The sequence below is a fragment of the Actinomyces urogenitalis DSM 15434 genome (assembly GCF_000159035.1).
GTDB lineage: Bacteria > Actinomycetota > Actinomycetes > Actinomycetales > Actinomycetaceae > Actinomyces > Actinomyces urogenitalis.
In genome coordinates, this window is sequence record NZ_DS999576.1 from 242,031 (window position 1) to 261,958 (window position 19,928).

Genomic DNA, 19,928 nt, shown 5'->3' on the forward strand with positions numbered 1-19,928 from the left:
GGACCTCGGAGTGAGCGCGGGGGCGCTGGGCCTGGCGGCGCTCGCGGCCAGCCAGGCTGAGGACCTGCGCCGTGCGCTCGCCCGGGCACGTGAGTCCGCCTCACGCTCGCACCTGACCTTCCTGGTGGACGACCTCGCCCCCTTGCGCCGCGGAGGGCGGCTGGACCGCACGACGGCGATGATGGGCGGGGCACTGGGTATCCGTCCCCTCCTACGGGCCGATGAGCGCGGGATCAGCCTGGTTGAGGTGGTGCGTGGTCGAGCGCGAGCCCGACGCCGGCTCGTTGAGATCGCGGTGGAGCAGGCCGGTGGGGGCCGCACCCGTGGCCCACGCCCGCCGGCCATGCCCGTGCGCCTGGCCGTGCACTATGGGGATGACCCCGCTGACGGGCGGGAGCTGGAGAATGATCTTGCCCAGGCCATGGCCGAGGCCGGCACGCAGGTGGAGGCGATCTTGCGCTCGCCGGTGGATGAGGCGACGAGGGTGCACCTGGGGACCGGGGCGCTGGGCGTCGTCGTCGCCCCGGCGCTGGCTGATCCTCGCCGCTGAGTAGTCCCAGCGGTCTCAAGCGTCCGGTTGCGAGGCTGACGCGCCGGGCGGCGAAGCGTGGTGGCCCGGACGAGGCGAGCCCGGGCTCCACAGGCCGGCCCCGCGACAGGCCTGGCAGCGTCCGTCCACAGGCTCGCAGCGGCCGAGACAGGACTAGCCCTACCGTCGGTGCTATGAGCGGTCGACGTGCCAAGGGCCCAGCGCCTCGCGCCAGCTTGGAGGAGCTGGTGCGTCTGGCCTGCCGCACGGAGGACGAAGCGAGCCAGATCCGTCCCCGCAGGGCCGCTCTCCTGCCACGGGTGGCCCTGGCGCTGGGGGTGTGCCTCATCGCCCTGACCCTGGTACTCGCCGCCCGCACCATGCTGACGGCGCCCACCGGGCAGGAGGCCCCACTCGGCCGGCGGGCTCAGTCGCCGGTCCCCACCTCCTCCCTTGCCCCAGGTGACCAGGACCTGGTCCCCGTGGACCCAGCCTCGCCCGATAGCGGCCCGGCCCAGGTGGTGGTGCATGTGGCTGGCGCCGTGGCCGTGCCCGGCGTCGTGGTCCTGCGGCCGGGTGCGCGCGTGGCCGACGCGATTGACGCTGCCGGTGGCCCGGCGGCGGACGCGGACACTGACCAGCTCAACCTTGCCCGTCCGCTCGCCGACGGCGAGCAGGTGCGTGTGCCGCGGGCGGGGGAGGACACCTCAACCTGGGCGCAGCAACCTGCCGGCAGCGGGAGCGGGCAGGCTACCGCAGGGCAGACTGACGGGCAGCCAGCACACTCGCAGGGGGCGCAGGCTGGCGGCCTCATCAACCTCAACACCGCTGACGCCGCCGCGCTTGAGGACCTGCCCGGCATCGGACCGGCGCTGGCCGAGCGCATCGTCAGTCACCGCGAGTCCCACGGGCCCTTCGCCACGGTTGAGGACCTCCTCGACGTCCCGGGCATCGGCCAGGCCAAGCTCGAGGCGCTGCGGGACAGGGCCACGGTATGACGGAGCCGCAGTATGAGCAGCGGGCAGCAGGCAGCAGATGACCGGCGGGGCAGTAGCAGTCAGCCGGTGCCCGAGGCCGCCACGGCGCCGACTGCTCCCGAACCCCTTGACCTGCGCCTGGTCCCGGCTGCGGTAGCCGCATGGGTGACGGCGTGGTGGGCGGTGGCGCAGGAGGCACACCTGGGCGTCGTGGTTGTGGCAGCCGTGGTCTGGATCGGAGTCGGTGTGCTCGCGCTGAGGCGGGCGCGGCGCTACCGGCCCGCGCGTCACCGCGCCGACCCGCGCCCAGGGGTAGGGACGGACACCGCCACGGTGCGCGGACCGGCGTCGGCCAGTGTTGCCCTCAGTGCTCTGGCAGCCTGCGCCGTGCTGGTGGTCAGCGCTGCGGGTCTGCACGCCCGGGCAGCCGACCCCCTGATCCAGGCGGCGAGGGCAGGTAGAGAAGTGAGCATCGAGGCCGTGGTGGCGACGGCGCCGCGAGCCACGGCCTCCCAGCGCGCCACGAGCGTGCTCGTTGAGCTGACGGTCCTCAGCGTGGACGGCCGGGCCTCACGGCAACGGGCGATGGTCTTTGGCAGGGAAGGGTGGCTACACACGCACCTGGGGGAGCGGGTGCAGGTGCGTACCAGGTTGCAGGCGGCGGAGCCTGGAAGCGGCGAAGCGGCCGTCATCGGGGCACAGGCGCAGCCGAGGGTGGTGGGGCCGCCGTCGGGCGCGCTCGCGGTGGTCGGGCGCCTGCGTGAGGGACTGGTCGAGGCCGCGGGACGCGAGGGCGTGCAGGCCAGGCGTTGGCCACCGGGAAGCCACGCGCTGGTGCCGGGGGTCGCGCTGGGTGACGACTCGGCGCTGCCGGGTCAGGTCCGTGAGCAGATGCGAGCGGTCTCGCTCACCCACCTCACCGCGGTCTCCGGGCAGCACGTGGCGATCCTGGCCGGTCTGGTACTCAGTGCCTTAGGGATCCTGCCGCGCCGGTGGCGTGCCCTGGCTGGTGCGGTTGCCCTGGCTGGCCTGGTGGTGCTGGTGCAACCGAGCGGCTCGGTGCTGCGAGCGGCTGCTATGGGTAGCGTCATGCTCCTTGGAGTGGCGCTGGGCAGGCGCAGCGCCACGCTGCCGTCGCTGTGCGGGGCGCTGGTGGTGCTGCTGCTGGTGGACCCGTGGCAGTCGCGTGACTACGGCTTCGCGCTCTCGGCCGCGGCGACGGGCGGGATCGTCTTGGGGACGGCGCCGGTGCAGGCGGGTCTTGGCCGGTGGCTGCCGAGATGGCTGGCGACGGTGCTGGCCGTGCCACTCGTGGCGCAGGCGGCGTGTGCGCCGCTGCTCGTCATGCTTCAGCCGAGTGTGGGGTTGTGGGCGGTGCCTGCCAACGTCCTGGCGGCACCGGCGGTGCCGGTGGCCACGTTGTGCGGCTTGGCGGCGGCGTTGGTGGCGCCGCTGTGGCTGGGGCTCGCGGCGGTGGTCGCTTGGCCTGCCCTGGTGGGCTGTGCCTGGCTCGCGCTGGTGGCTCGCGCCTTCGCCTCGTTGCCAGGGGCGGTGGTGGCCTGGCCGGAAGGGGTCTGGGGAGCCGTGGCTCTCGCGGCGATCGAGACGACGGCGGTGCTGGTCGGCTGGCGGAGCGCGAGGGCTAAGCGGCGCAGCCGAGGTGGATGAGACGCGATGGGTCCTGTCACGTGCAAGGACGGACAAGGTGAGGCTCGGGGTCCTCAGTCGATGAGTTCCACTGAGGACCCCGGGCCTATGAGATGGCGGCCATCTCCTTAGGAGCGGCTGCGCCTCCTGCTCAGCAGGAGGGCTCCGGCGAGCAGAGCACTACCTGCAGCGGAGAGTGCCAGTGCGGTGGACGTACCGGTCTTGGCCAGGCTGCGCTTGACCACAGGCTTGGCCGACGGCGTGGGCGTCACGGTTGACGTGGGGCCGGCCGTGGGCTTGGACGTCGCGGTGGGCTGATCGGTTGGTGCCGGCACCGGCTTGGTGCTGGCGGTGAAGATCCAGGTGCCGATGAAGTGGGCGTCGGTCTTGTTGATGGTCTGCTCGGTGGCGTCCCAGGCCTGGAAGGTCCAGGTGCCGTCGTTGGCCTCGTCGACGTAGTCGGTGGCGTCGAAGGTGCCGGGGTTGACGGTGGTGCCGTTGAGGATGCCCTCCTGGTTGGCAGGCGTGCGCTTGGTGATCTCGTCGGGCAGGTCCATGCCCTTGGTGCCGGAGACGAACTCGTGGGTCACCTTGTAGGTGTTGGGGGTGAACTCCCAGGCGCCGTAGAGGGTGGTGTCCTGGGTGATGGTGAAGCTCTGGGCCTTGGTGTTGAGGTCGCTGGTGGTGTACCAGCCGTTGAAGGTCCAGGTTCCGGGGGTGCCGTCCTTGTCGGTAGACTCGGTGCTCAGGCCGTCGGCGATGGTGACGCCGGCGTTGTGGGCGTAGCTCGTGGTGACAGGAAGGGCGCTCGACTGTGCAGGCGCGTCTCCCACGGTCTTGTAGTCCACCTGGTGCTTGACCTGCTGGGACTGGATCGTCACCTCGACCGGATCAACAAAGCTCTTGCTGGGGCGGTCGAACGCCAAGGCGCTCCCGCCAATCCCGTGCAGGGACCCACTTGATGTTCCATCAAAATAGGTATATGTGAAAGACGAGGTGGGTCTCAGCGCGAAGGCTGCCCAGAATGGGCGATTGCTCGGGGCCGCAGATATGTGGTCACTGCTGTAGACAGAGTTCTTTGAGCCGCGGTTCGCACTCTTTTCTCCTATCGTGACGGAGCTGCCCGCGTACGCCTTGATGAGGTTGTCAGAATCGATATTGACAGCCTGTCCTTCATCGACGTCTGTGAAGATGAGGAGTGGGGTTACTTCAACAGGTTTTCCGTTGCTCAGGAAGTCAACCTTGATCGTGACGTCATACTTGAGGGTCTCAAACGCAACCGAGCGCTTGTCGATCATGACTGCGTTCAGCGGAACCTCATCGACCTCTCTCACGGTTCCGTCATTGTTGTGGGATGCTGCTGACATCAGGGTCAGTCGCAAGTCAACCCATGATCCCTCATGGGCATTTTGAAAGACGTTCGAGTAGCTCCAGCTTTGGCCGACCGTGACCTTCTTGGCCGTGATGAGGTCGCGTCCGTCCGAGTTCAGTGTGAACTTGTGGTTCTCGTCCCGCTCCTTGGTTGCGGGGGTTATGACTGAGAGACTGTCCCAATCCACCTCGTCTCCAAGAACGAGCCCCTTGTTGCTCTCTACCTCGAGGACCTTTTTGAGTTCCTCTTTCAATTTTGTCTCAAACGCAAGATTGTATTCTTGCTGCTTCGTGACTGCCGTGTTGAGAGCCTTGATCGCCTCTGCGTTAGACCGCTCGATCCGGGTCTTGGCCTGCTCCGCGTCGTTGCTGGCTACAGCATCAAGCTTCTGTTCTGAGGTGGTGACGGTGACGCCGGCCTCGCGGGCTTTGGCGATGGCGTTGTTCAGCTCAGCCTGGTTGCTGGCGACGATGTAGCCGTTCTCGTCCCACAGGGGCGCGGCGTCAGCGGTTACCGCGTTGTCAGTGGCTGGCTGGGGGGGGGAGTGCTGTCGGCGCTGGCGGCGGGGGCGAGCCCGGTCAGCAGGAGGGCTCCTGCTGCCGCGCTGGTGAGTACCCGCCTGAGGTGGTGTGCCACGGCTGTTCACTCCTTGACGTGTGGTGTGGGACCCGGTGGGTGCCGGGCTGGTAGGTGACGCGGCGCCGTCGTCCGTGTCCTGCGTCCTCGCGCGACCAGGTGAGCTGACGCGTTGGGAAGTGCGGGGAGCGGGGGAGAAGTCGGGCGAGCCGGCATCTTGTGCACAGTCTATGTGCCCCCTCAGGCTCAGTCGACCGCGTGACGGACTCGGTGCCATCCCCAGGACCGCACCGGGTGCGGATTCGTGTCCGAGGTCCGTGGCAGGCTTGGCCCATGGCAGCTTCACGGTCCCCACGCGGGCGCAAGGCACCGGCCGGCCCGGCCTGGAACGAGGTCGGCCTGGCGCCGATCATCCTCATCCGCGCCGGTGAGGAGGTCCTGGCAGACCGCGCCGTGGCCCGCGTGCTCTCCCTGGCCCGCCAGAAGGACCCGACGACGGAGGTCGTGCGCCTGGAGGCCGCCACCTACGAGTCCCACCAGCTCGACGCCCTCGTCTCACCCTCCCTCTTCGGCGAGCCCAAGCTCGTCCACGTCCCCGCCCTGGAGCAGATGAGTGACGCCCTGCTCGCCGACCTGCTCGCCTACGCCTCCCACGCCGACCCCGACGTCGTCGTCCTTCTGCGCCACAACGGCGGCCAGCGCGGCAAGAAGCTGCTCGATGCCCTAGCCGCCTCGCCCTACCCGGTGGTCACCATCGAGGCCGTCAAGTCCCCCAAGGACAAGGCGGCCCTCGTGACCGCGGACGTGCGCGCGGCTGGGCGCCGTATCGAGACCGAGGCCGTGGGAGCCCTCGTCGACGCGCTGGGCAGCGACCTGCGCGAGCTGCTCTCCGCCGTCGACCAGCTCGTGGCGGACGTCGAGGGCACCATCACGGTGGAAGCCGTCAACACCTACTACGCCGGGCGCTTCGAGGCCACCGGCTTCACCGTGGCCGACGCCGCAGCCGCCGGCAACGTAGCCAAGGCCGTCACCGCCCTGCGTCACGCCATCGCCACCGGCACTGAGCCCGTCCCGCTCGTGGCGGCCCTGGCCATGAAGATCCGCCAGCTGGCGCGCGTGGCCGCCTCCGGGGGACGGCAGATGAGCCCCAGGGACCTGGGGATGGCTCCCTGGCAGGTGGACCGCGCCCGCCGCGAGCTCGCCGGCTGGTCCGACGACGCTTTGGCCTACGCCATCCAGGCCGTGGCCCGCGCCGACGCCGAGGTCAAGGGAGCCTCACGCGACCCGGTCCACGCCGTCGAGCGCGCCGTCCTGGCCATCTGCAACGCCCGCCACGGACGCATCCCGCGCCCGCGCCACTAAGAGATCCGGAGACAGCCTTCCCGGCCTGCCGCCCTCAGCGCTTGCGGTACAGGGACTTGGTGGCGAAGACCGGCTCGTTGGTCACCTGGATCCCCAGCTGACGGAAGATCCCCTCATCCACCGAGCCCAGGATCGTCGAGGTGTGCACGTCGCAGCCCCGCAGCGAGTCCAGCTGGGCCAGGGCGCGGGCGGCGTTGTCGTCCCCGTTGGCGCTCACTGCCAGGGCGATGAGCACCTCGTCGGTGTGCAGGCGCGGGTTGCGTGAGCCCAGGTGCCGGGTCTTGAGCGCCTGGATGGGTTCAATCGACTCTTTGGCCAGCAGGTCTACCCCCGAGTCGATCCCCGCCAGACGCTTGAGCGCGTTGAGCAGCATCGCCGAGCAGCACCCCAGGAGCTCACTGGTCTTGCCTAGCTCGATCGTGCCGTCCGGCAGCTCGATCGCCGCAGCCGGCGCCTTGGTGGACTTGGCGAGCTTGAGCGTGGGCGGGACCACCGGCCGGTCCTCGCGGTCGATGCCGAGCTTGGACATGAGCAGGGCGATGCGCTCGGACTGGACCGGGTCGGTCATCTCCCGCTTCTCGGCCACCAGCGCCTTGTAGTAGCGGCGGATGACCTCCTGCTTGGAGGCCTCGCGGCAGGCCTCGTCGTCACTGATGCAGTGGCCGGCCATGTTGACGCCCATATCCGTGGGGGACTGGTAGGGCGAGGACCCCAGGATCTCCTCGAACAGCCGGGACAGGACCGGGAAGATCTCGACGTCGCGGTTGTAGTTGACCGTCTGGACCCCGTGGGCAGCCAGGTGGAAGGGATCGATCATGTTGACGTCGTCCAGGTCCGCGGTAGCGGCCTCGTAGGCGATGTTGACCGGGTGGTCCAGCGGCAGGTTCCAGATCGGGAAGGTCTCGAACTTGGCGTAGCCCGAGGCCAGCCCGCGAGCGTGGTCGTGGTACATCTGGGACAGGCAGGTGGCCATCTTGCCTGAGCCAGGGCCGGGAGCGGTGACGACGACGAGGTCGCGCTCGGTCTCGATGTACTCGTTGCGTCCGTAGCCGTGCTCGGAGACGATCCTGGCGACGTCGTTGGGGTAGCCGGGAATCGGGAAGTGGCGGTAGACCTTGATGCCCAGGCGCTCGAGCTTGCGCTTGAAGGACTTGGCCTGACGGTTGTCGTCCGTCCACTGGGTGATGACGACGCTGCCCACGTACAGCCCGTAACCACGGAAGGCGTCGATGTGGCGCAGGACCTCCTCCTCATACCCCGTCCCCAGGTCCGCACGCACCTTGTGACGGGCCAGGTCCTTGGCGGAGACCGCCACGATGATCTCGACCTCGTCCGCCAGCTCGGCCAGCATGACGATCTTGTTGTCCGGGGTGAAGCCGGGCAGGACACGCGAGGCGTGCATGTCATCAATGAGCTTGCCGCCGAACTCTAGGTAGAGCTTGCCGCCGAACTGCGCACGACGCTCGGCGATGTGCTCTGACTGCATCCGCAGGTACTTCTCGCGGTCAAATCCGATTCGCATCGGTGTCTCCTGACGTCGGGGGCTAGCGGGAGGCGGGCATCAGGCACCGGCCCGGGGGATTCTACTGCGTCAGGCTCGCTGACCGCAGACCGCGCGCACTCACCACTGGCACGGATGACAAGGTCGCTGTGTGATCGTCAAGACAAAACTGCTGGGCGCCGATAGGCTCACCCTACCCATCTCATTGCCCCCCCGAGTACGGATCCGGAGACTGCCATGGGCTTCTTCAGCAAGGACGCGTCCACCCCCTCCTACAACCCGCTCGCCCCGCTCAGCCTCGACCGTGTGGCCAAGGTCCTAGAGGATGACGAGCTCAAGTACGGCTATGACGAGGACGGTGACCTCGCCTGCGGCTGGGACACCGGGATCTTCTTCTTCATGCGTGGTGGTGAGCAGGGTGAGATCCTGCGTATCCAGGGGCGTTTCCATCTTCCTCTGCCTGCCGACGAGCTGCCCAAGGCCATGCAGGCGTGCAACGATTGGAACACCAGGGCCCTGTGGCCCAAGACCTTTGCCGCGCTCAACAATGCCGACCAGACGGTCGTCATGGCTGAGCACAACGTGGACTTCGAGCTCGGAGCCACTGACGAGCAGATCGCCTTGGCCGTGCACTGCGCCATGACAACGGGTCTGAGGTTCTTCGATCACCTGACCACCGAGATCTTCCCCGAGGAGTGGAAGGTCTTCGAGGCTGAGCAGGCCGAGCGCGAGGCGCTGGGTGAGTGAGCCTGCGGGGGGTGACGTCTCTTTTCCCAGGAGCTTCCAGACACGGATGGCTGATCGTTTCCAGGTAGACCTGGGCGGGATGGTGGACCTGCTCTCCCGCCACCTGTACTCCGGCCCGCAGGTCTATCTGCGCGAGCTGCTGCAGAACGCCGTCGACGCGATGACGGCGCGCGGCCAGCTGCCCGAGCCCGGGCAGGAGCCGATGCGAGTGCGCCTGCGTACTGGCACGGCACCTGACGGTCAGCCCACGCTCAGCGTCACTGACACTGGCATCGGGCTGACTGCGGACCAGGCGCGCGAGCTGTTGGCAACGATTGGTCGCTCCTCCAAACGCGACTCCCTGCTGGGGGAGGGGCGCCGGGAGTACATCGGTCAGTTCGGCATCGGCATGCTCGCGGCCTTCATGGTGGCCGACGAGATCGAGGTCATCTCCCGCTCCTACCTGCCCGGCTCACCGGCGATCCGCTGGAAGGGCAGGGCGGACGGCACCTTCAGCCTGGACGAGCTGGACCCGGCCGGTCATGAGATCGGCTCCCAGGTCCGGCTCGTGGCGCGCCGGGACTGTGAGCACTGGCTCGCCCCCGACATGGTCACCCAGCTGGCACGTGACTACGCCGGCCTGCTGCCAGTGGACCTGGCTATCGCCACGCAGGTCGACGGCGAGGAGCGCTGGCTGCGCCTGACCGAGCCCGTCCTGCCCTGGCGCAGGGAGTACTCCTCCCGGGCTGCCCGTGACCAGGCCATGTCCGACTACTGCCAGTCCACCTTCGGCTGGCAGCCGCTGGCCTCCATCCCGCTGGAGGTGCCCGTGGCAGGGGTCAGCGGCGTGGCCTTCGTCCTGCCTCAGGCCGTGGCGCCGGGATCGGGCAGCCACCGGGTCTACACCAAGCAGATGCTGCTGGGACCCCGGGTGGACAAGATCCTGCCTGAGTGGGCCTTCTTTGTGCGCGCCGTCATCAACGCTGACTCCCTGACCCCCACCGCCTCGCGCGAGGACCTCCACGAGGACGAGGTGCTGTGGCAGGTGCGCGAGGCCCTGGGCGAGCAGCTCAAGAGCTGGCTCACCACGTGCCTGAGCGCGCGGGGATCCACCGCGCAGGCGATTATCAAGACCCATCACCTCGCACTGCGCGCCGTCGCCCTGACCGACACCACCGTGCTCGACCTGTGCGCACGTGTCCTGCCCTACGAGACCACGGACGGCCTGCTGACCCTGGCCGAGGCCCGCGGGGAGAGTGAGCTGCTCTACACCTCCACCACCGAGGCCTTCCGCCGCGTCAGCTCCGTGGCCCGTGCCCAGGGCCTGACCGTGGTTAACGCCGGCTACGTCTACGACGCCGATCTCGTCGCCGCGCTCGGCAGCCGACTAGGCTGGCCCATTCGCGAGCTGGAGGCCAAGGACGTGGTCCACCTGCTCTGCCTGCCCACCTCCCAGCGCCTGGCGCAGGTGGCCGCGGCCGTGGCGCGGGCTGAGCAGATCCTCCAGTCATCCGAGACCGCCGTCATGCTGCGCGAGTTCGATCCTGCCGAGGTCCCGGCCATCGTGCTGGTGGACCCCGAGGCTGAGCGTCGGGCGGCGCTGCACGCCGAGTCCGAGGCCTCGCCTGACTTGTGGGGTGGGTTGCTGGGCTCGCTGGACACCGCACCGCAGGAACCGGCTCGCACCCTGGTCCTCAACGACCGCAGCGAGGTGACGCACCTGCTGCTGGACGCCTACGGCGAGGAGGTCTTTGACGCAGCCCTGACCTCCCTGCACCTGTCCGCCGTCATGCTCGCCGGAGAGGGACTGGGTGCCTCCCAGGCGCGGGCCTACGGAGCCGGCCTGGCTGAGCTGCTTCGCTCGGCGCTCAGACCTGGCACCGGCCGGCCGGGATAGCTACCGCCACCCGGGCGAGGTATCGGACCGGGCAGCAGGCGGCGTCGTCGTCACGATCTCACGCAAAGGAGCCGTACATGAACGAGCAGGAAGCATTCTCCGAGCTGCGACGCATCTCCTCCATGCCATACGGCCAGGCAAGGATCCTGGCTGCCGAGCGCGTGGTCAAGGACATTGAGACCCATCAGCTGGACCGGCTGCTGCCCGTGGGTCTGCTTGACCTGGTGGAGGCCTATACCTTTGCCGATGAGACCATGAGCACGCTGGCCACCTTCGCCAGGATCCTGCGCCTGTACGACTCCCGGCCCGAGCTCTTTGACGCCGTCGACACCCGCAACCTTTATTGGGAGTACAAGTGGGTGGTCAACGACGCCATCGACTACCCGCAGGTCACTGCCGCGCAGGTCGAGGCGCTTATCGAGGACATGGAGCGGCGCTACCGGCTGGCAGGCCTCGGGCTCGGGCCGGTGCGCACGGCGCGGTTCCTGTGGGCCTCCCACCGCGGGGACCCGGAGGTCTGGCAGCGCCTCCAGGAGGTCAAGACCGAGCCCGGCTCGCAGCAGGACGACTGCCGAGCGTGCCAGATTGGCACTGAGGTCAACACGCTCCTGGATGCGGGTCGCTATGAGGAGACGATTGCGCTGGCACGTACCCAGCAGTGGGAATGCAACCAGGAGCCGTGGAACACCCGCACAGCAATGGCGCTGGCGGCCTTCTACGCCGGTGACGACGAGCTGGCGGTGCATGCCTACAAGGACGCCCTGGCCAGCCGCGACGACGAGCCGCACCACAACCGTGGCGAGAGCCGGCAGATCGAGCTGCTGGCCAGCTCCGGGCACGTGGAGGAGGCCGTCCACCTCATCCGGGAGGCCGAGCACCGGCCGACCCCTGAGCCACCCCGGCCGGCCCTGCTGCGCCTGCTGCACATCATCACCGGGCTCAGCGCAGCCGGGGACGAGCGTTATGAGCCGCTGCGTCAGCGCTCGATCGACAAGGCCCGTGAGCTAGCGGCAGCCTTCGACTCTCGTAACGGCACGACTCGTTACGCCCAGATGCTCGACGCGGCGATCAACACGCCGGTCAGCGGGCGTCACCTGGACTTCGACGCCCGGGCACGCCAGCTCCTGGCTGCCAGCAGCGCCGGCGAGCCCTTGCCTGCGAGCCTGGATGACGACGGCGTGGCGGGGCCGGGTGGGCAGACCCCACCGGCCCCGCCGGCGCAGCAGGACGAGGCCGGGCTGCACGGCGACGGCGCAGGGGCGTGGGCCAAGGCTGAGGAGGCGTTGGGGCAGCAGGACTACCTGCGGGCTGCCTACTACTACCAACGTGCTGCGCTGATCGCCCGCGACGCTGGATTCCTGGAGCGAGCCGGGGCGGCGTACGCCGAGGCCGCGCAGAGCCTCAACGCCGCTGGCGAGGGACTGGCGAGCTCCCTGTTCGCCAAGGCGGTGCCGTTGCTGCGTGCGGGCCAGGCTCCGGCGGACATAGTGGCAGCGGTGCTGGAGGCCTGGGCGCCGGTGGCCTGCGCGCGTGGGGAGGCGGACGCCGTCCTCACTCACCTGTGCCAGATGCTGGAGGAGCTGGCGCGCCGCGAGGACCAGGCGGATCAGACGCGCCTGCGTGCCCGGCTGCAGGACACACTGGCCCGGACGCTGTTCGCCCAGGAGCAGGACCTGGAAGAGGCCTACAAGCTGGCGACCCAGGCTGGCGAGGACTTTGCGGGTTCGGGCTTGGTCAAGGACGTCGCTCACGCCTTCTGGCTGGCCGGACGGATCGCGGTGGCTCTCGGGCGTGACGAGGACGCTGTCTACGCGCTGGAGAGCGCCTTCGAGGGCTTCACGATCGCCAGGTGCCTGACCGAGCGCTCCCAGATCGGGGAGGAGCTGCTGGCGCTGCTGCGCTCAACGGGTCGCACGGACCGGGCCGAGGAGCTGATCAAGGCCCTGTAGCGCGCAGCGACGCGACCAAGGACGAGCCAGGGGCGGGCCTGCACGGCAAGTGCTGGCCCGCCCCTGGTACGCCCGAGGCTCAGATTCCCTGGGTGTTGTAGGACTCGGAGATGAAGTTCATCGCCTGGAAGACCCGGTAGCAGTAGACGAAGGGACCCACGATGATGAGCGAGCCCAGCACCATCCACAGCCAGAAGTCGGCGGAGGAGAGCATCCCGGGACGGCCGCGGCGGGCGGCCTCGGCACCGATGCGTCCGCAGATGTTGTGAGACCACACGAAGTAGCCGATACCAAGTGTCAGCGGGGCGACGATGAGAGCCAGCAGGAGGTAGTGCATCGTCTTGCGCCCGTCATAGCGGGAGGCGATGGCGTTGATCGTTGAGGAGATCTCGCTCCAGCGGTACAGGCTGTACAGGCCGAAGGTGAAGAAGGAGGCAATGAGGTAGCCGATCAGCGAGCGCGAGGTGGTGAAGCTGTTGGCTGCCGTGGGCATGGCCGGGGCTGACTGGCCGTAGGCGCCAGCCTGGCTGGGGGCCGGAGGCGCTGTGGTCACGAGTTCCCCGGTGGGGGCGACGGCCGCGCCGGCCATCGTGCCGGCCGCTTCAGCACTGGTCAGACCAGCGGCAGCCGAGGACAGGGGATCGGGATGCGGCGGCGTCGGCTGAGAGGCACCGGCAGCCGGGGCCGCCGGCAGGCTGATCTGCCCTGTGGCTACCAGCCACGAGACGAGCGCACCGGCCAGCGCGAAGAACATGAAGACCATGGAGATCTTCCCCGTCGTGTAGTACGGCCACACAAGAGAGCTGAGTTGCTCGAAGGGGCCGGTGGTGTACCAGACCCCGCCGGCGCCGATGGCCCTGATGATCCAGTTCAGCACGCGGAAGACGACCTGCCACATCAGCAGCGGCACCACGATGAAGGCCACGGGCAGGGCGAGCGTACTCAGCGCCGCCTTGACAGACGTCTGCCGGGAGGGAACCGCAACGGCCGTAGCAGCCATGTAGACCGCCACGGCGCCACCAGCGAGTGCCCCGACCAGGCAGACCAGGTTGATGATCATCAGCATCATCCCGGTCGCAAAGCCCCAGTAGTCGAAGTCGCCCAGCGTGTACCGCAGTATCCGCAGGTTCAGGAAGGTCATCAGCACGGTGCTCATACCTCCGACCAGCCCGACAGCGGCTGCGAGGGCCTGCGGCAGGTGCGTCTGCGGGCTGGCCAGCATCGTCTGGAACCCGGTACGGACCTGGTCGAGGGAGATCCGGGGCTCAAAGAAGGAACGCACAGCGCTCACCGCTGCGGCACCAGTGACGCCAGCCGTACGGGTACCTGCGCCTTGGCCGGGTGCGGGAGCTGCCTGCGCGCTGGAACCACCAGGCTGAGGAGGCGCCGTCGGCACAGGCGGTACCGCAGCCACGGCAGCGCTTGGAGCAGAGGTCAGCGGTGGCAGGGGCGCGCTTGCCTGCGGGGCGGGCGCAGCTGAGAGCGGACTCGGCGGCGGGGGAACCGGCTGGCTGTAGGCCTGTGATGCTGATGGCTGCGTGGCCGGCGGTGCAGGGACCGGCGTCGTCCAGGAGACGGGAGCCGGGGCGGTGCCCGCAGCCGCCTCGCTGCTGGGAGCTGACGGCGGTGCTGGCGCGACAGTGCGGACGGCGGCGTCGTAGTCGGCCTGGGTGGGCTCGCGGCCCGTGACCTGGCGGAAGGCCTGCGCCCACTGCTCGGGCAGGGTGAGGGGGTTGATCGACATCAGCGGTAACCACTCAATCGTGTTGTTGGGAGGTGATGGGCCCGGGCAGGGACAGGGCAATAGGCATCGGGTGTCACACCAAGGGGATCGTGGGGAGTGGGGAAGACAGCGTCAGCGGCTGCAGTGCCATGCTAGCCGCCGTCGTCATGAGGGAGAAACAACGAGGAGGGCGTCTCCCGCAGTGGGAGACGCCCTCGTGACTGACTGCGGACTCGGTGAGCCGGTCAGGTTCCTCAGATGGAGGCGACGCGCTTGGCCAGCTTGGACTTGCGGTTGGCGGCCTGGTTCCGGTGGATGATGCCCTTGGAAGCGGCCTTGTCCAGCTTGCGAGCAGCCTTCTTCAGACCCTCCTCAGCAGCAGCCTTGTCTCCAGCCTCAACGGCCTCGCGCACGCGGCGCACGTAGGTCTTGAGCTCGGACTTGACAGACTGGTTGCGCAGGCGGGCCTTCTCGTTGGTCTTGATGCGCTTGATCTGGGACTTGATGTTCGCCACTGTGAAAGTTGCCTTCTCGAAGAGTGAATGGTCAATGGCCGGAGAGAGGGTTCGCGTCAGCAGACCAAGAGGTGGTGGAAGCACCCGGCGAGTCCGCCCGCTGGACCCCACAGTCGGCCAGGCCAGAGGTCCAAGGCGTGACTTTACCAGCCGGGCTGCTGGATTTTCCTCACGCAGGCCTGCGTGAGGCGTGAGGTGCGTCAACCTGCCAGACGCTCGCTCAGACAGGCCGCCCGCTCAGCGTCCTGCCCAGTGGGCACGCAGCGCGGCGACCACGCCGTTGAAGGTACCCCGGTCCATCGTCGCGCCTTCGCGCCGGACGGCGTCAGGATCCACCACGAGCAGCCGGTCCAGCCTCACCTCGCTGGGACGCCCCTGGCGGTCCCAGGCCCCGGATCCGACGTCGTGCCAGTAGCGGCCCCAGCGGGCCTCCTGCTCGGCGTCGTGGTCATGGTCCTTGCTCGTCATCTGTGCCACCACGAGCCGGCCGTGCTCACGCGCCAGGACCAGGACCGGGCGGTCCTTGCCCCGTGAGGCGTCCTCCTCGTAAGGAACCCAGGTCCATACGACCTCGCCGGGGTCAGCGTCCCCGTCCGGGTCAGGGGCGTAGACGAAGTCCGGCAGCCCCAAGCTGGCGACGTCGTAAGGCAGAACCGAGGTCGAGGCCGGCGTGGTGGGAGAAGCCGAGCGGGGACGGGTGGTGGTACGGGCGGAGGCGGCACCACCGCGCGGCACCGGCCGCTGACCACGCGGGGCTCCGGTGCCCTGCTCCGTCCGTGACTCTGTCCGCGTCTCCTCCCGCGGCGCCGCGTGGGAGAGGAGGCGTGCCAGGGCCCCCAGGACCTGACCGAGCCTCATCGCGTGGCCGCCTTCATGGCGCTCACCAGCTCGATCAGCTCCGCCCGCAGCGCCTCCAGCTCCGTGGCGCGCTCAGGTGAGCCTGCCGGCGCCGACATCAGGGCGGGGGCGTGGGCCTCGACCACCTTGACCACTGCGGAACCAGAGATCGCGCCGTCCGCCCCGGCCGCGATCGCCTCAGCGACCTGCTCGGGCGTCGAGATCCCGAAGCCCAGCATGACCGGCGCGGCGGCGTCGGCCCGCAGCCTTGCCACCGCCTCAGCCAGCCCGATCGTGGACGAGGCGGTCTCGGTCCCAGTCACTCCGGCCCGTGAGACGGCGTAGACGTAGCCGTGTGAGGCCGCGGCCACGCCGGCCAGCGTGTCAGGGCTGGCCGAGGGCGGGGCGATATAGACCGCGTCGATCCCAGCAGCCTCAGCGGCCTGGGAGAACGCGTCGCCCTCGCGCACCGGGACGTCCGGCAGCAGGACCGAGTCGATGCCGGCCTGCGCGCACTCACGGTAGAAGGTCTCCAGGCCGACGGCGAAGGGCACGTTGCCGTAGATGAGCATGCCGATGGGCAGCTCAGGGTGACGCTCACGCACCCTGGCCACAACCTCCAGCGCCGAGCGGAATCCGACTCCCGCCTCCAGCGCCCGGATGTGGGCGCGCTGGATCGTGGGGCCGTCAGCCACCGGGTCCGAGAAGGGCACGCCCAGCTCCAGAGCGTCCGCTCCGCCCTCGATCAGGGCCTCGATGACGGCCTCGCTCAGACCGGCGTCGGGGTCGCCCACCATGACGAAGGGGACGAAACCGCCCTCGCCGGCATCCGCCAGGCGCTGGAACATCTGAGGGTAACGGGACATCTCAGGCCTCCTCGTTGGTCGTGGTCGGCGCAGCCTCAGTCGCACTGGCTGCCTCGCGTCGGGCCAGCCCCACGTACTCGGTGCGCTTGCCCATCTCCTCCACCATCGCAGCGGCCCGGGCCACCGCGCCGTCGCAGGTAAAGGAGCCGCCCAGGCGCATCCGGATCTGCTCCAGGTCCTTGTCCCCGCGCCCGGACAGGCACACCAGCAGGTGCGGGGTCGGGGCGTCAGCCGGGGTCTGGCGCGCGATTTTGAGCGCCTGGGCCAGCGCGTGGGCGCTCTCCAGGGCCGGGATGATGCCCTCCCACCGGGAGAGCTGGACAAAGGCGTCCACCGCCTCCTCGTCCGTGACCCCCACGTAGCGGGCGCGCCCGGAGTCTGACAGCCACGCGTGCTCCGGTCCCACGCCCGGGTAGTCCAGACCAGCCGAGACGGAGAAGGACTCCTCGACCTGCCCCTCGTCAGTGCGCATGAGGTAGGAACGGGCCCCGTGCAGGATCCCGACCTTCCCGGCGTTGATCGGGGCGCCGTGGTGCCCTGAGTCCAGGCCCTCGCCAGCCGGCTCGACCCCGATGAGGCCCACGCCGTCGTCGCCAACGAACTCGCTGAACATACCGATCGCGTTCGAGCCCCCGCCCACGCAGGCGATGACCTCGTCAGGCAGTCGTCCCGTCATGGCCAGGATCTGCGCGCGGGCCTCGCGCGAGATCACTCGGTGGTACTCGTGGACGATCGTGGGGAAGGGATGGGCCCCGGCGGCCGTGCCCAGCAGATAGTGGGTGTCCTTGAACGAGGCCGTCCAGTCACGCAGCGCCTCGTTGACGGCGTCCTTGAGCGTGCCCGCCCCCGAGGCCACCGGAACCACCCGGGCCCCCATGAGCTCCATACGCTCGACGTTGGCGGCCTGACGCACCACGTCGGTCGCGCCCATGTAGATCGTGCAGTCCAGCCCCAGCAGCGCGCACACCATCGCGGTGGCCGTGCCGTGCTGGCCCGCGCCGGTCTCGGCGATGATGCGGCTCTTGCCCATGCGCTTGGCCAGCAGGGCCTGACCAAGCACCTGGTTGCCCTTGTGCGCCCCGCCGTGGACCAGGTCCTCTCGCTTGAGGAAGATCCGGGCGTTGCCCCCGCGCGGAAGGTGACGCAGCTCGGTGACCGGGGTGGGGCGGCCCAGGTAGCGGCGCATGAGCTCATCGAGCTCGGCGTGGAAGGTCGGGTCAGCCTGGGCCTCGATAAAGGCGTCCTCCAGCTGGTCCAGGGCCGGGATGAGCAGCTCTGGCACGTACTGCCCGCCGTAGGGGCCGAAGTAGGCGGGCAGTCGCGGGTGGGTGTGGCCCTCGTGCTCGCGCGGTGCCGGCTGGGTGGCCGACGACGACGCCGCGCCGTGCGTGGGCTGGCTCGCCTCCGGGGCGGGCTGGGGGGCGTCAGCGTCCTGGCCGGTGCGCCCAGCAACCGGGACCGCCGTCGCCAGGACCTCAGCGACCACGGCCGGGTCAGGGGAGGAGGAGACCGAGGAGCCAATGAGCAGGGCGTCAACGAGCCCGGCCAGGCGGCGTACGTCGTCGGCAGTCTCCACCCCGGACTCACCCACGAGCACCACGCCAGCAGGAGCCAGCGGAGCCATCTGCTCGGTCCTGGCGATATCCGTGGCCAGGGTGCGCAGGTCACGGTTGTTGATCCCCACCACCGTGGCGCCCAGCGCTGCGGCCCGGTGCATCTCCTCAGGCGTGGAGACCTCAGTGAGCACGTCCATGCCCAACTCAGCGGCCAGGGACGCCAGGTCACGGTAGACGTCGTCGGGCACCACCGAGAGCATGAGCAGGATCGCGTCCGCGCCCAGGCTGCGGGCCGCGAGCACCTGGACGGGGTCGACGATGAAGTCCTTGCACAGCACCGGCACGTCCACCACCGCGCGCACCGCCGCGAGGTCCTCGAAGGAGCCTGCGAAGCGGTCAGGCTCGGTGAGCACCGAGACAGCGGCAGCCCAGGGCACGTAAGCGCTGGCCAGAGCCGCCGGGTCGTAGTCGTGGCGGATGGTCCCGCGTGAGGGAGAGGCCGACTTGCACTCCAGGATGAGCGCGGGCTGAGGACTGGCCGAGTCTCCTGAGCGGGTGCGCAGGGCCTTGGCGAAGGAGCGCTGCGAGCGAGGCAGCTGCTCGGCACGCAGGTGACCGAAGCGTGCGCGCAGCTCGGCCAGGCGGGATCGCCGACCGTCCACGATCGAGTCCAGGACCGTGCCGGTGCGCACGAGGCGCTCGTCGACCGGCCGCAGCTCGGGGCGAGGGTCGTTGCCAGTGGTCGAGGTAGTCATCAGGCCTCCTGGGTGGAATCGGTGTGCGTCAGCGCGTCAGCGTTGCGGGTCATGGACTCCAGGTGCTCGGCGACCTTGCCACTGGCCAGCTGCTCCAGAGCAGCCTGGGTGCCTTCGCGCAGCGTCTCCACGCGCCCGGCCAGGTAGAGCAGCGCGCCAGCGTTGACGGCGATGGCGTCACGGTGACCGGCCTGCCCGCCTCCGGCGAAGACCTCGCGCAGGATCGCCGCGTTCTGGCTGGTGGCACCGCCCAGCATCTCGGACAGCTCGTGAGTGCGCACACCCAGGTCCTCGGGCGTGACCTCGAAGGAGCGCACGCCCTGCGGGCTCACCTCGCGCACGGTGGTGGTGCCGTGGACGGTGATCTCGTCCAGGCCCAGGCCGTTGATGACCAGGGCGCGCTCGCGGCCCAGCGCGTGGAGGGTGTGGGCGATCATGTCCAGCTTGCTTACGTCAGCCACACCCATGACCTGGTAGCTCAGGTGGGCGGGGTTGATGAGGGGGCCGAGCACGTTGAAGATCGTCGGGGTCTTCAGCGCCCCGCGCACCGGCGCCACGAAACGCATGGCCGGGTGGTAGGCCTGGGCGAAGAGGAAGGTGAATCCGTCGCGCTTCAGGACGTCAGAGGCCTGCTCGGGGCTCAGGTCGAGAGGCAGGCCGAGCCCGGCGATGACGTCAGCGGCACCCGTCTTGGAGGACACGGCCCGGTTGCCGTGCTTGGCCACGGCCAGACCCATGGAGGCGGCCACGATGCCGGCTCCGGTGGAGATATTGATGGTGCCTACGCCGTCCCCGCCGGTGCCCACGATGTCGAACAAGGGCACGTCCAGCTCGGGGAAGGGACGGGCGGCAGCGCGGAAGGCCGCGGCGGCCCCGGCGACCTCGGCCACGTCCTCGCCGCGTGCGTGGAGGCCGGCCAGCAGCGCGGCGGTCTCGGTCTGGCTCAAGGCCCCAGCCGACAGCGCGGCGAAGACGGTGTACGCCTCCTCGTAGGACAGGCGCTTGCCCTGGATGACGCCGCGCAGCAGGACGCGGGCGGCCTCGGCCTGCTCAGGTTCCAGGGCGTTGTTCTCAGCGGGTGCGGGTGTGGTGGACATGTGATCTCCAGTCAGGTGTGTGTCAGTTGGTGGGAGGGACGCG

15 protein-coding genes are annotated in these 19,928 nt (G+C 69.3%); 7 read left to right on the plus strand and 8 right to left on the minus strand.

All coding sequences use genetic code 11. The features are described from left to right. The 3 genes from HMPREF0058_RS09240 to HMPREF0058_RS09250 form a co-directional block, all read left to right on the plus strand. On the plus strand, positions 1-550 hold a 550-nt coding region (locus HMPREF0058_RS09240), incomplete at its 5' end, for a DegV family protein (RefSeq protein WP_006549516.1). A 173-nt stretch (positions 551-723) separates the two neighbouring features. After that, positions 724-1,527 (plus strand): ComEA family DNA-binding protein, encoded by an 804-nt coding sequence (locus HMPREF0058_RS09245; protein ID WP_248597021.1) that lies wholly within the window; start codon positions 724-726, stop codon positions 1,525-1,527. A gap of 12 nt (positions 1,528-1,539) precedes the next feature. Continuing rightward, positions 1,540-3,174 (plus strand): ComEC/Rec2 family competence protein, encoded by a 1,635-nt coding sequence (locus HMPREF0058_RS09250; protein ID WP_006549518.1) that lies wholly within the window; start codon positions 1,540-1,542, stop codon positions 3,172-3,174. A gap of 107 nt (positions 3,175-3,281) precedes the next feature. Here HMPREF0058_RS09250 and HMPREF0058_RS09255 read toward each other — a convergent pair whose 3' ends face one another. Then, positions 3,282-5,171 (minus strand): SHIRT domain-containing protein, encoded by a 1,890-nt coding sequence (locus HMPREF0058_RS09255; RefSeq protein ID WP_006549519.1) that lies wholly within the window; start codon positions 5,169-5,171, stop codon positions 3,282-3,284. A 263-nt stretch (positions 5,172-5,434) separates the two neighbouring features. On the opposite strand from HMPREF0058_RS09255, the gene holA reads away from it, so the two are divergent. Then, the gene (gene holA, locus HMPREF0058_RS09260; protein ID WP_006549520.1) at positions 5,435-6,463 is read left to right on the plus strand and encodes a DNA polymerase III subunit delta; all 1,029 of its coding nucleotides are present in this window, start codon (positions 5,435-5,437) and stop codon (positions 6,461-6,463) included. A 34-nt stretch (positions 6,464-6,497) separates the two neighbouring features. On the opposite strand, the gene HMPREF0058_RS09265 is transcribed toward holA, so the two are convergent. Beyond that, positions 6,498-7,985, minus strand: coding sequence for a DUF1846 domain-containing protein (locus tag HMPREF0058_RS09265; RefSeq protein ID WP_006549521.1), 1,488 nt, complete (start codon positions 7,983-7,985; stop codon positions 6,498-6,500). A 216-nt stretch (positions 7,986-8,201) separates the two neighbouring features. Between HMPREF0058_RS09265 and HMPREF0058_RS09270 the strand changes: the two genes are divergently transcribed. The 3 genes from HMPREF0058_RS09270 to HMPREF0058_RS12835 all read left to right on the plus strand — a co-directional run bounded on the left by HMPREF0058_RS09270 (position 8,202) and on the right by HMPREF0058_RS12835 (position 12,536). Beyond that, the gene (locus HMPREF0058_RS09270) at positions 8,202-8,711 is read left to right on the plus strand and encodes a type III secretion system chaperone family protein (RefSeq protein ID WP_006549522.1); all 510 of its coding nucleotides are present in this window, start codon (positions 8,202-8,204) and stop codon (positions 8,709-8,711) included. Between the two features lie 46 nt (positions 8,712-8,757). Then, on the plus strand, positions 8,758-10,587 hold the full coding sequence (locus HMPREF0058_RS09275) for an HSP90 family protein (protein ID WP_006549523.1): 1,830 nt from the start codon (positions 8,758-8,760) through the stop codon (positions 10,585-10,587). 77 nt (positions 10,588-10,664) lie between these two features. Then, positions 10,665-12,536, plus strand: a complete 1,872-nt coding sequence (locus tag HMPREF0058_RS12835; RefSeq protein WP_006549524.1) for an ATP-binding protein — start codon at positions 10,665-10,667, stop codon at positions 12,534-12,536. Between the two features lie 79 nt (positions 12,537-12,615). On the opposite strand, the gene HMPREF0058_RS11890 is transcribed toward HMPREF0058_RS12835, so the two are convergent. From HMPREF0058_RS11890 to trpD, 6 genes are all read right to left on the minus strand, one after another. Next, positions 12,616-13,827: a DUF4234 domain-containing protein gene (locus HMPREF0058_RS11890; RefSeq protein WP_050765689.1), complete on the minus strand. Its 1,212-nt coding sequence runs from the start codon at positions 13,825-13,827 to the stop codon at positions 12,616-12,618. A 686-nt stretch (positions 13,828-14,513) separates the two neighbouring features. Continuing rightward, the gene (rpsT, locus tag HMPREF0058_RS09290; protein ID WP_006549526.1) at positions 14,514-14,774 is read right to left on the minus strand and encodes a 30S ribosomal protein S20; all 261 of its coding nucleotides are present in this window, start codon (positions 14,772-14,774) and stop codon (positions 14,514-14,516) included. 237 nt (positions 14,775-15,011) lie between these two features. After that, positions 15,012-15,632 (minus strand): type II toxin-antitoxin system PemK/MazF family toxin, encoded by a 621-nt coding sequence (locus HMPREF0058_RS09295; RefSeq protein WP_006549527.1) that lies wholly within the window; start codon positions 15,630-15,632, stop codon positions 15,012-15,014. Then, entirely contained in the window at positions 15,629-16,477 is an 849-nt protein-coding gene (gene trpA / locus HMPREF0058_RS09300) for a tryptophan synthase subunit alpha (RefSeq protein WP_006549528.1), read from the minus strand. Before trpA ends, HMPREF0058_RS09295 begins: the two co-directional genes overlap by 4 nt. A 1-nt stretch (position 16,478) precedes the next feature. Continuing rightward, entirely contained in the window at positions 16,479-18,788 is a 2,310-nt protein-coding gene (trpB, locus tag HMPREF0058_RS09305; protein WP_006549529.1) for a tryptophan synthase subunit beta, read from the minus strand. Further along, positions 18,788-19,885: an anthranilate phosphoribosyltransferase gene (trpD, locus tag HMPREF0058_RS09310; protein WP_006549530.1), complete on the minus strand. Its 1,098-nt coding sequence runs from the start codon at positions 19,883-19,885 to the stop codon at positions 18,788-18,790. Before trpD ends, trpB begins: the two co-directional genes overlap by 1 nt. Between the last annotated feature and the right edge of the window lie 43 nt (positions 19,886-19,928).

Bases quoted from the DNA above. Each gene is read 5' to 3' on its own strand.
- HMPREF0058_RS09245 (WP_248597021.1), top strand. From the start codon at position 724: ATGAGCGGTCGACGTGCCAAGGGCCCAGCGCCTCGCGCCAGCTTGGAG.
- HMPREF0058_RS09250 (WP_006549518.1), top strand. From the start codon at position 1,540: ATGAGCAGCGGGCAGCAGGCAGCAGATGACCGGCGGGGCAGTAGCAGT.
- holA (WP_006549520.1), top strand. From the start codon at position 5,435: ATGGCAGCTTCACGGTCCCCACGCGGGCGCAAGGCACCGGCCGGCCCG.
- HMPREF0058_RS09265 (WP_006549521.1), bottom strand. From the start codon at position 7,985: ATGCGAATCGGATTTGACCGCGAGAAGTACCTGCGGATGCAGTCAGAG.
- HMPREF0058_RS09270 (WP_006549522.1), top strand. From the start codon at position 8,202: ATGGGCTTCTTCAGCAAGGACGCGTCCACCCCCTCCTACAACCCGCTC.
- HMPREF0058_RS09275 (WP_006549523.1), top strand. From the start codon at position 8,758: ATGGCTGATCGTTTCCAGGTAGACCTGGGCGGGATGGTGGACCTGCTC.
- HMPREF0058_RS12835 (WP_006549524.1), top strand. From the start codon at position 10,665: ATGAACGAGCAGGAAGCATTCTCCGAGCTGCGACGCATCTCCTCCATG.
- HMPREF0058_RS09295 (WP_006549527.1), bottom strand. From the start codon at position 15,632: ATGAGGCTCGGTCAGGTCCTGGGGGCCCTGGCACGCCTCCTCTCCCAC.
- trpA (WP_006549528.1), bottom strand. From the start codon at position 16,477: ATGTCCCGTTACCCTCAGATGTTCCAGCGCCTGGCGGATGCCGGCGAG.
- trpB (WP_006549529.1), bottom strand. From the start codon at position 18,788: ATGACTACCTCGACCACTGGCAACGACCCTCGCCCCGAGCTGCGGCCG.
- trpD (WP_006549530.1), bottom strand. From the start codon at position 19,885: ATGTCCACCACACCCGCACCCGCTGAGAACAACGCCCTGGAACCTGAG.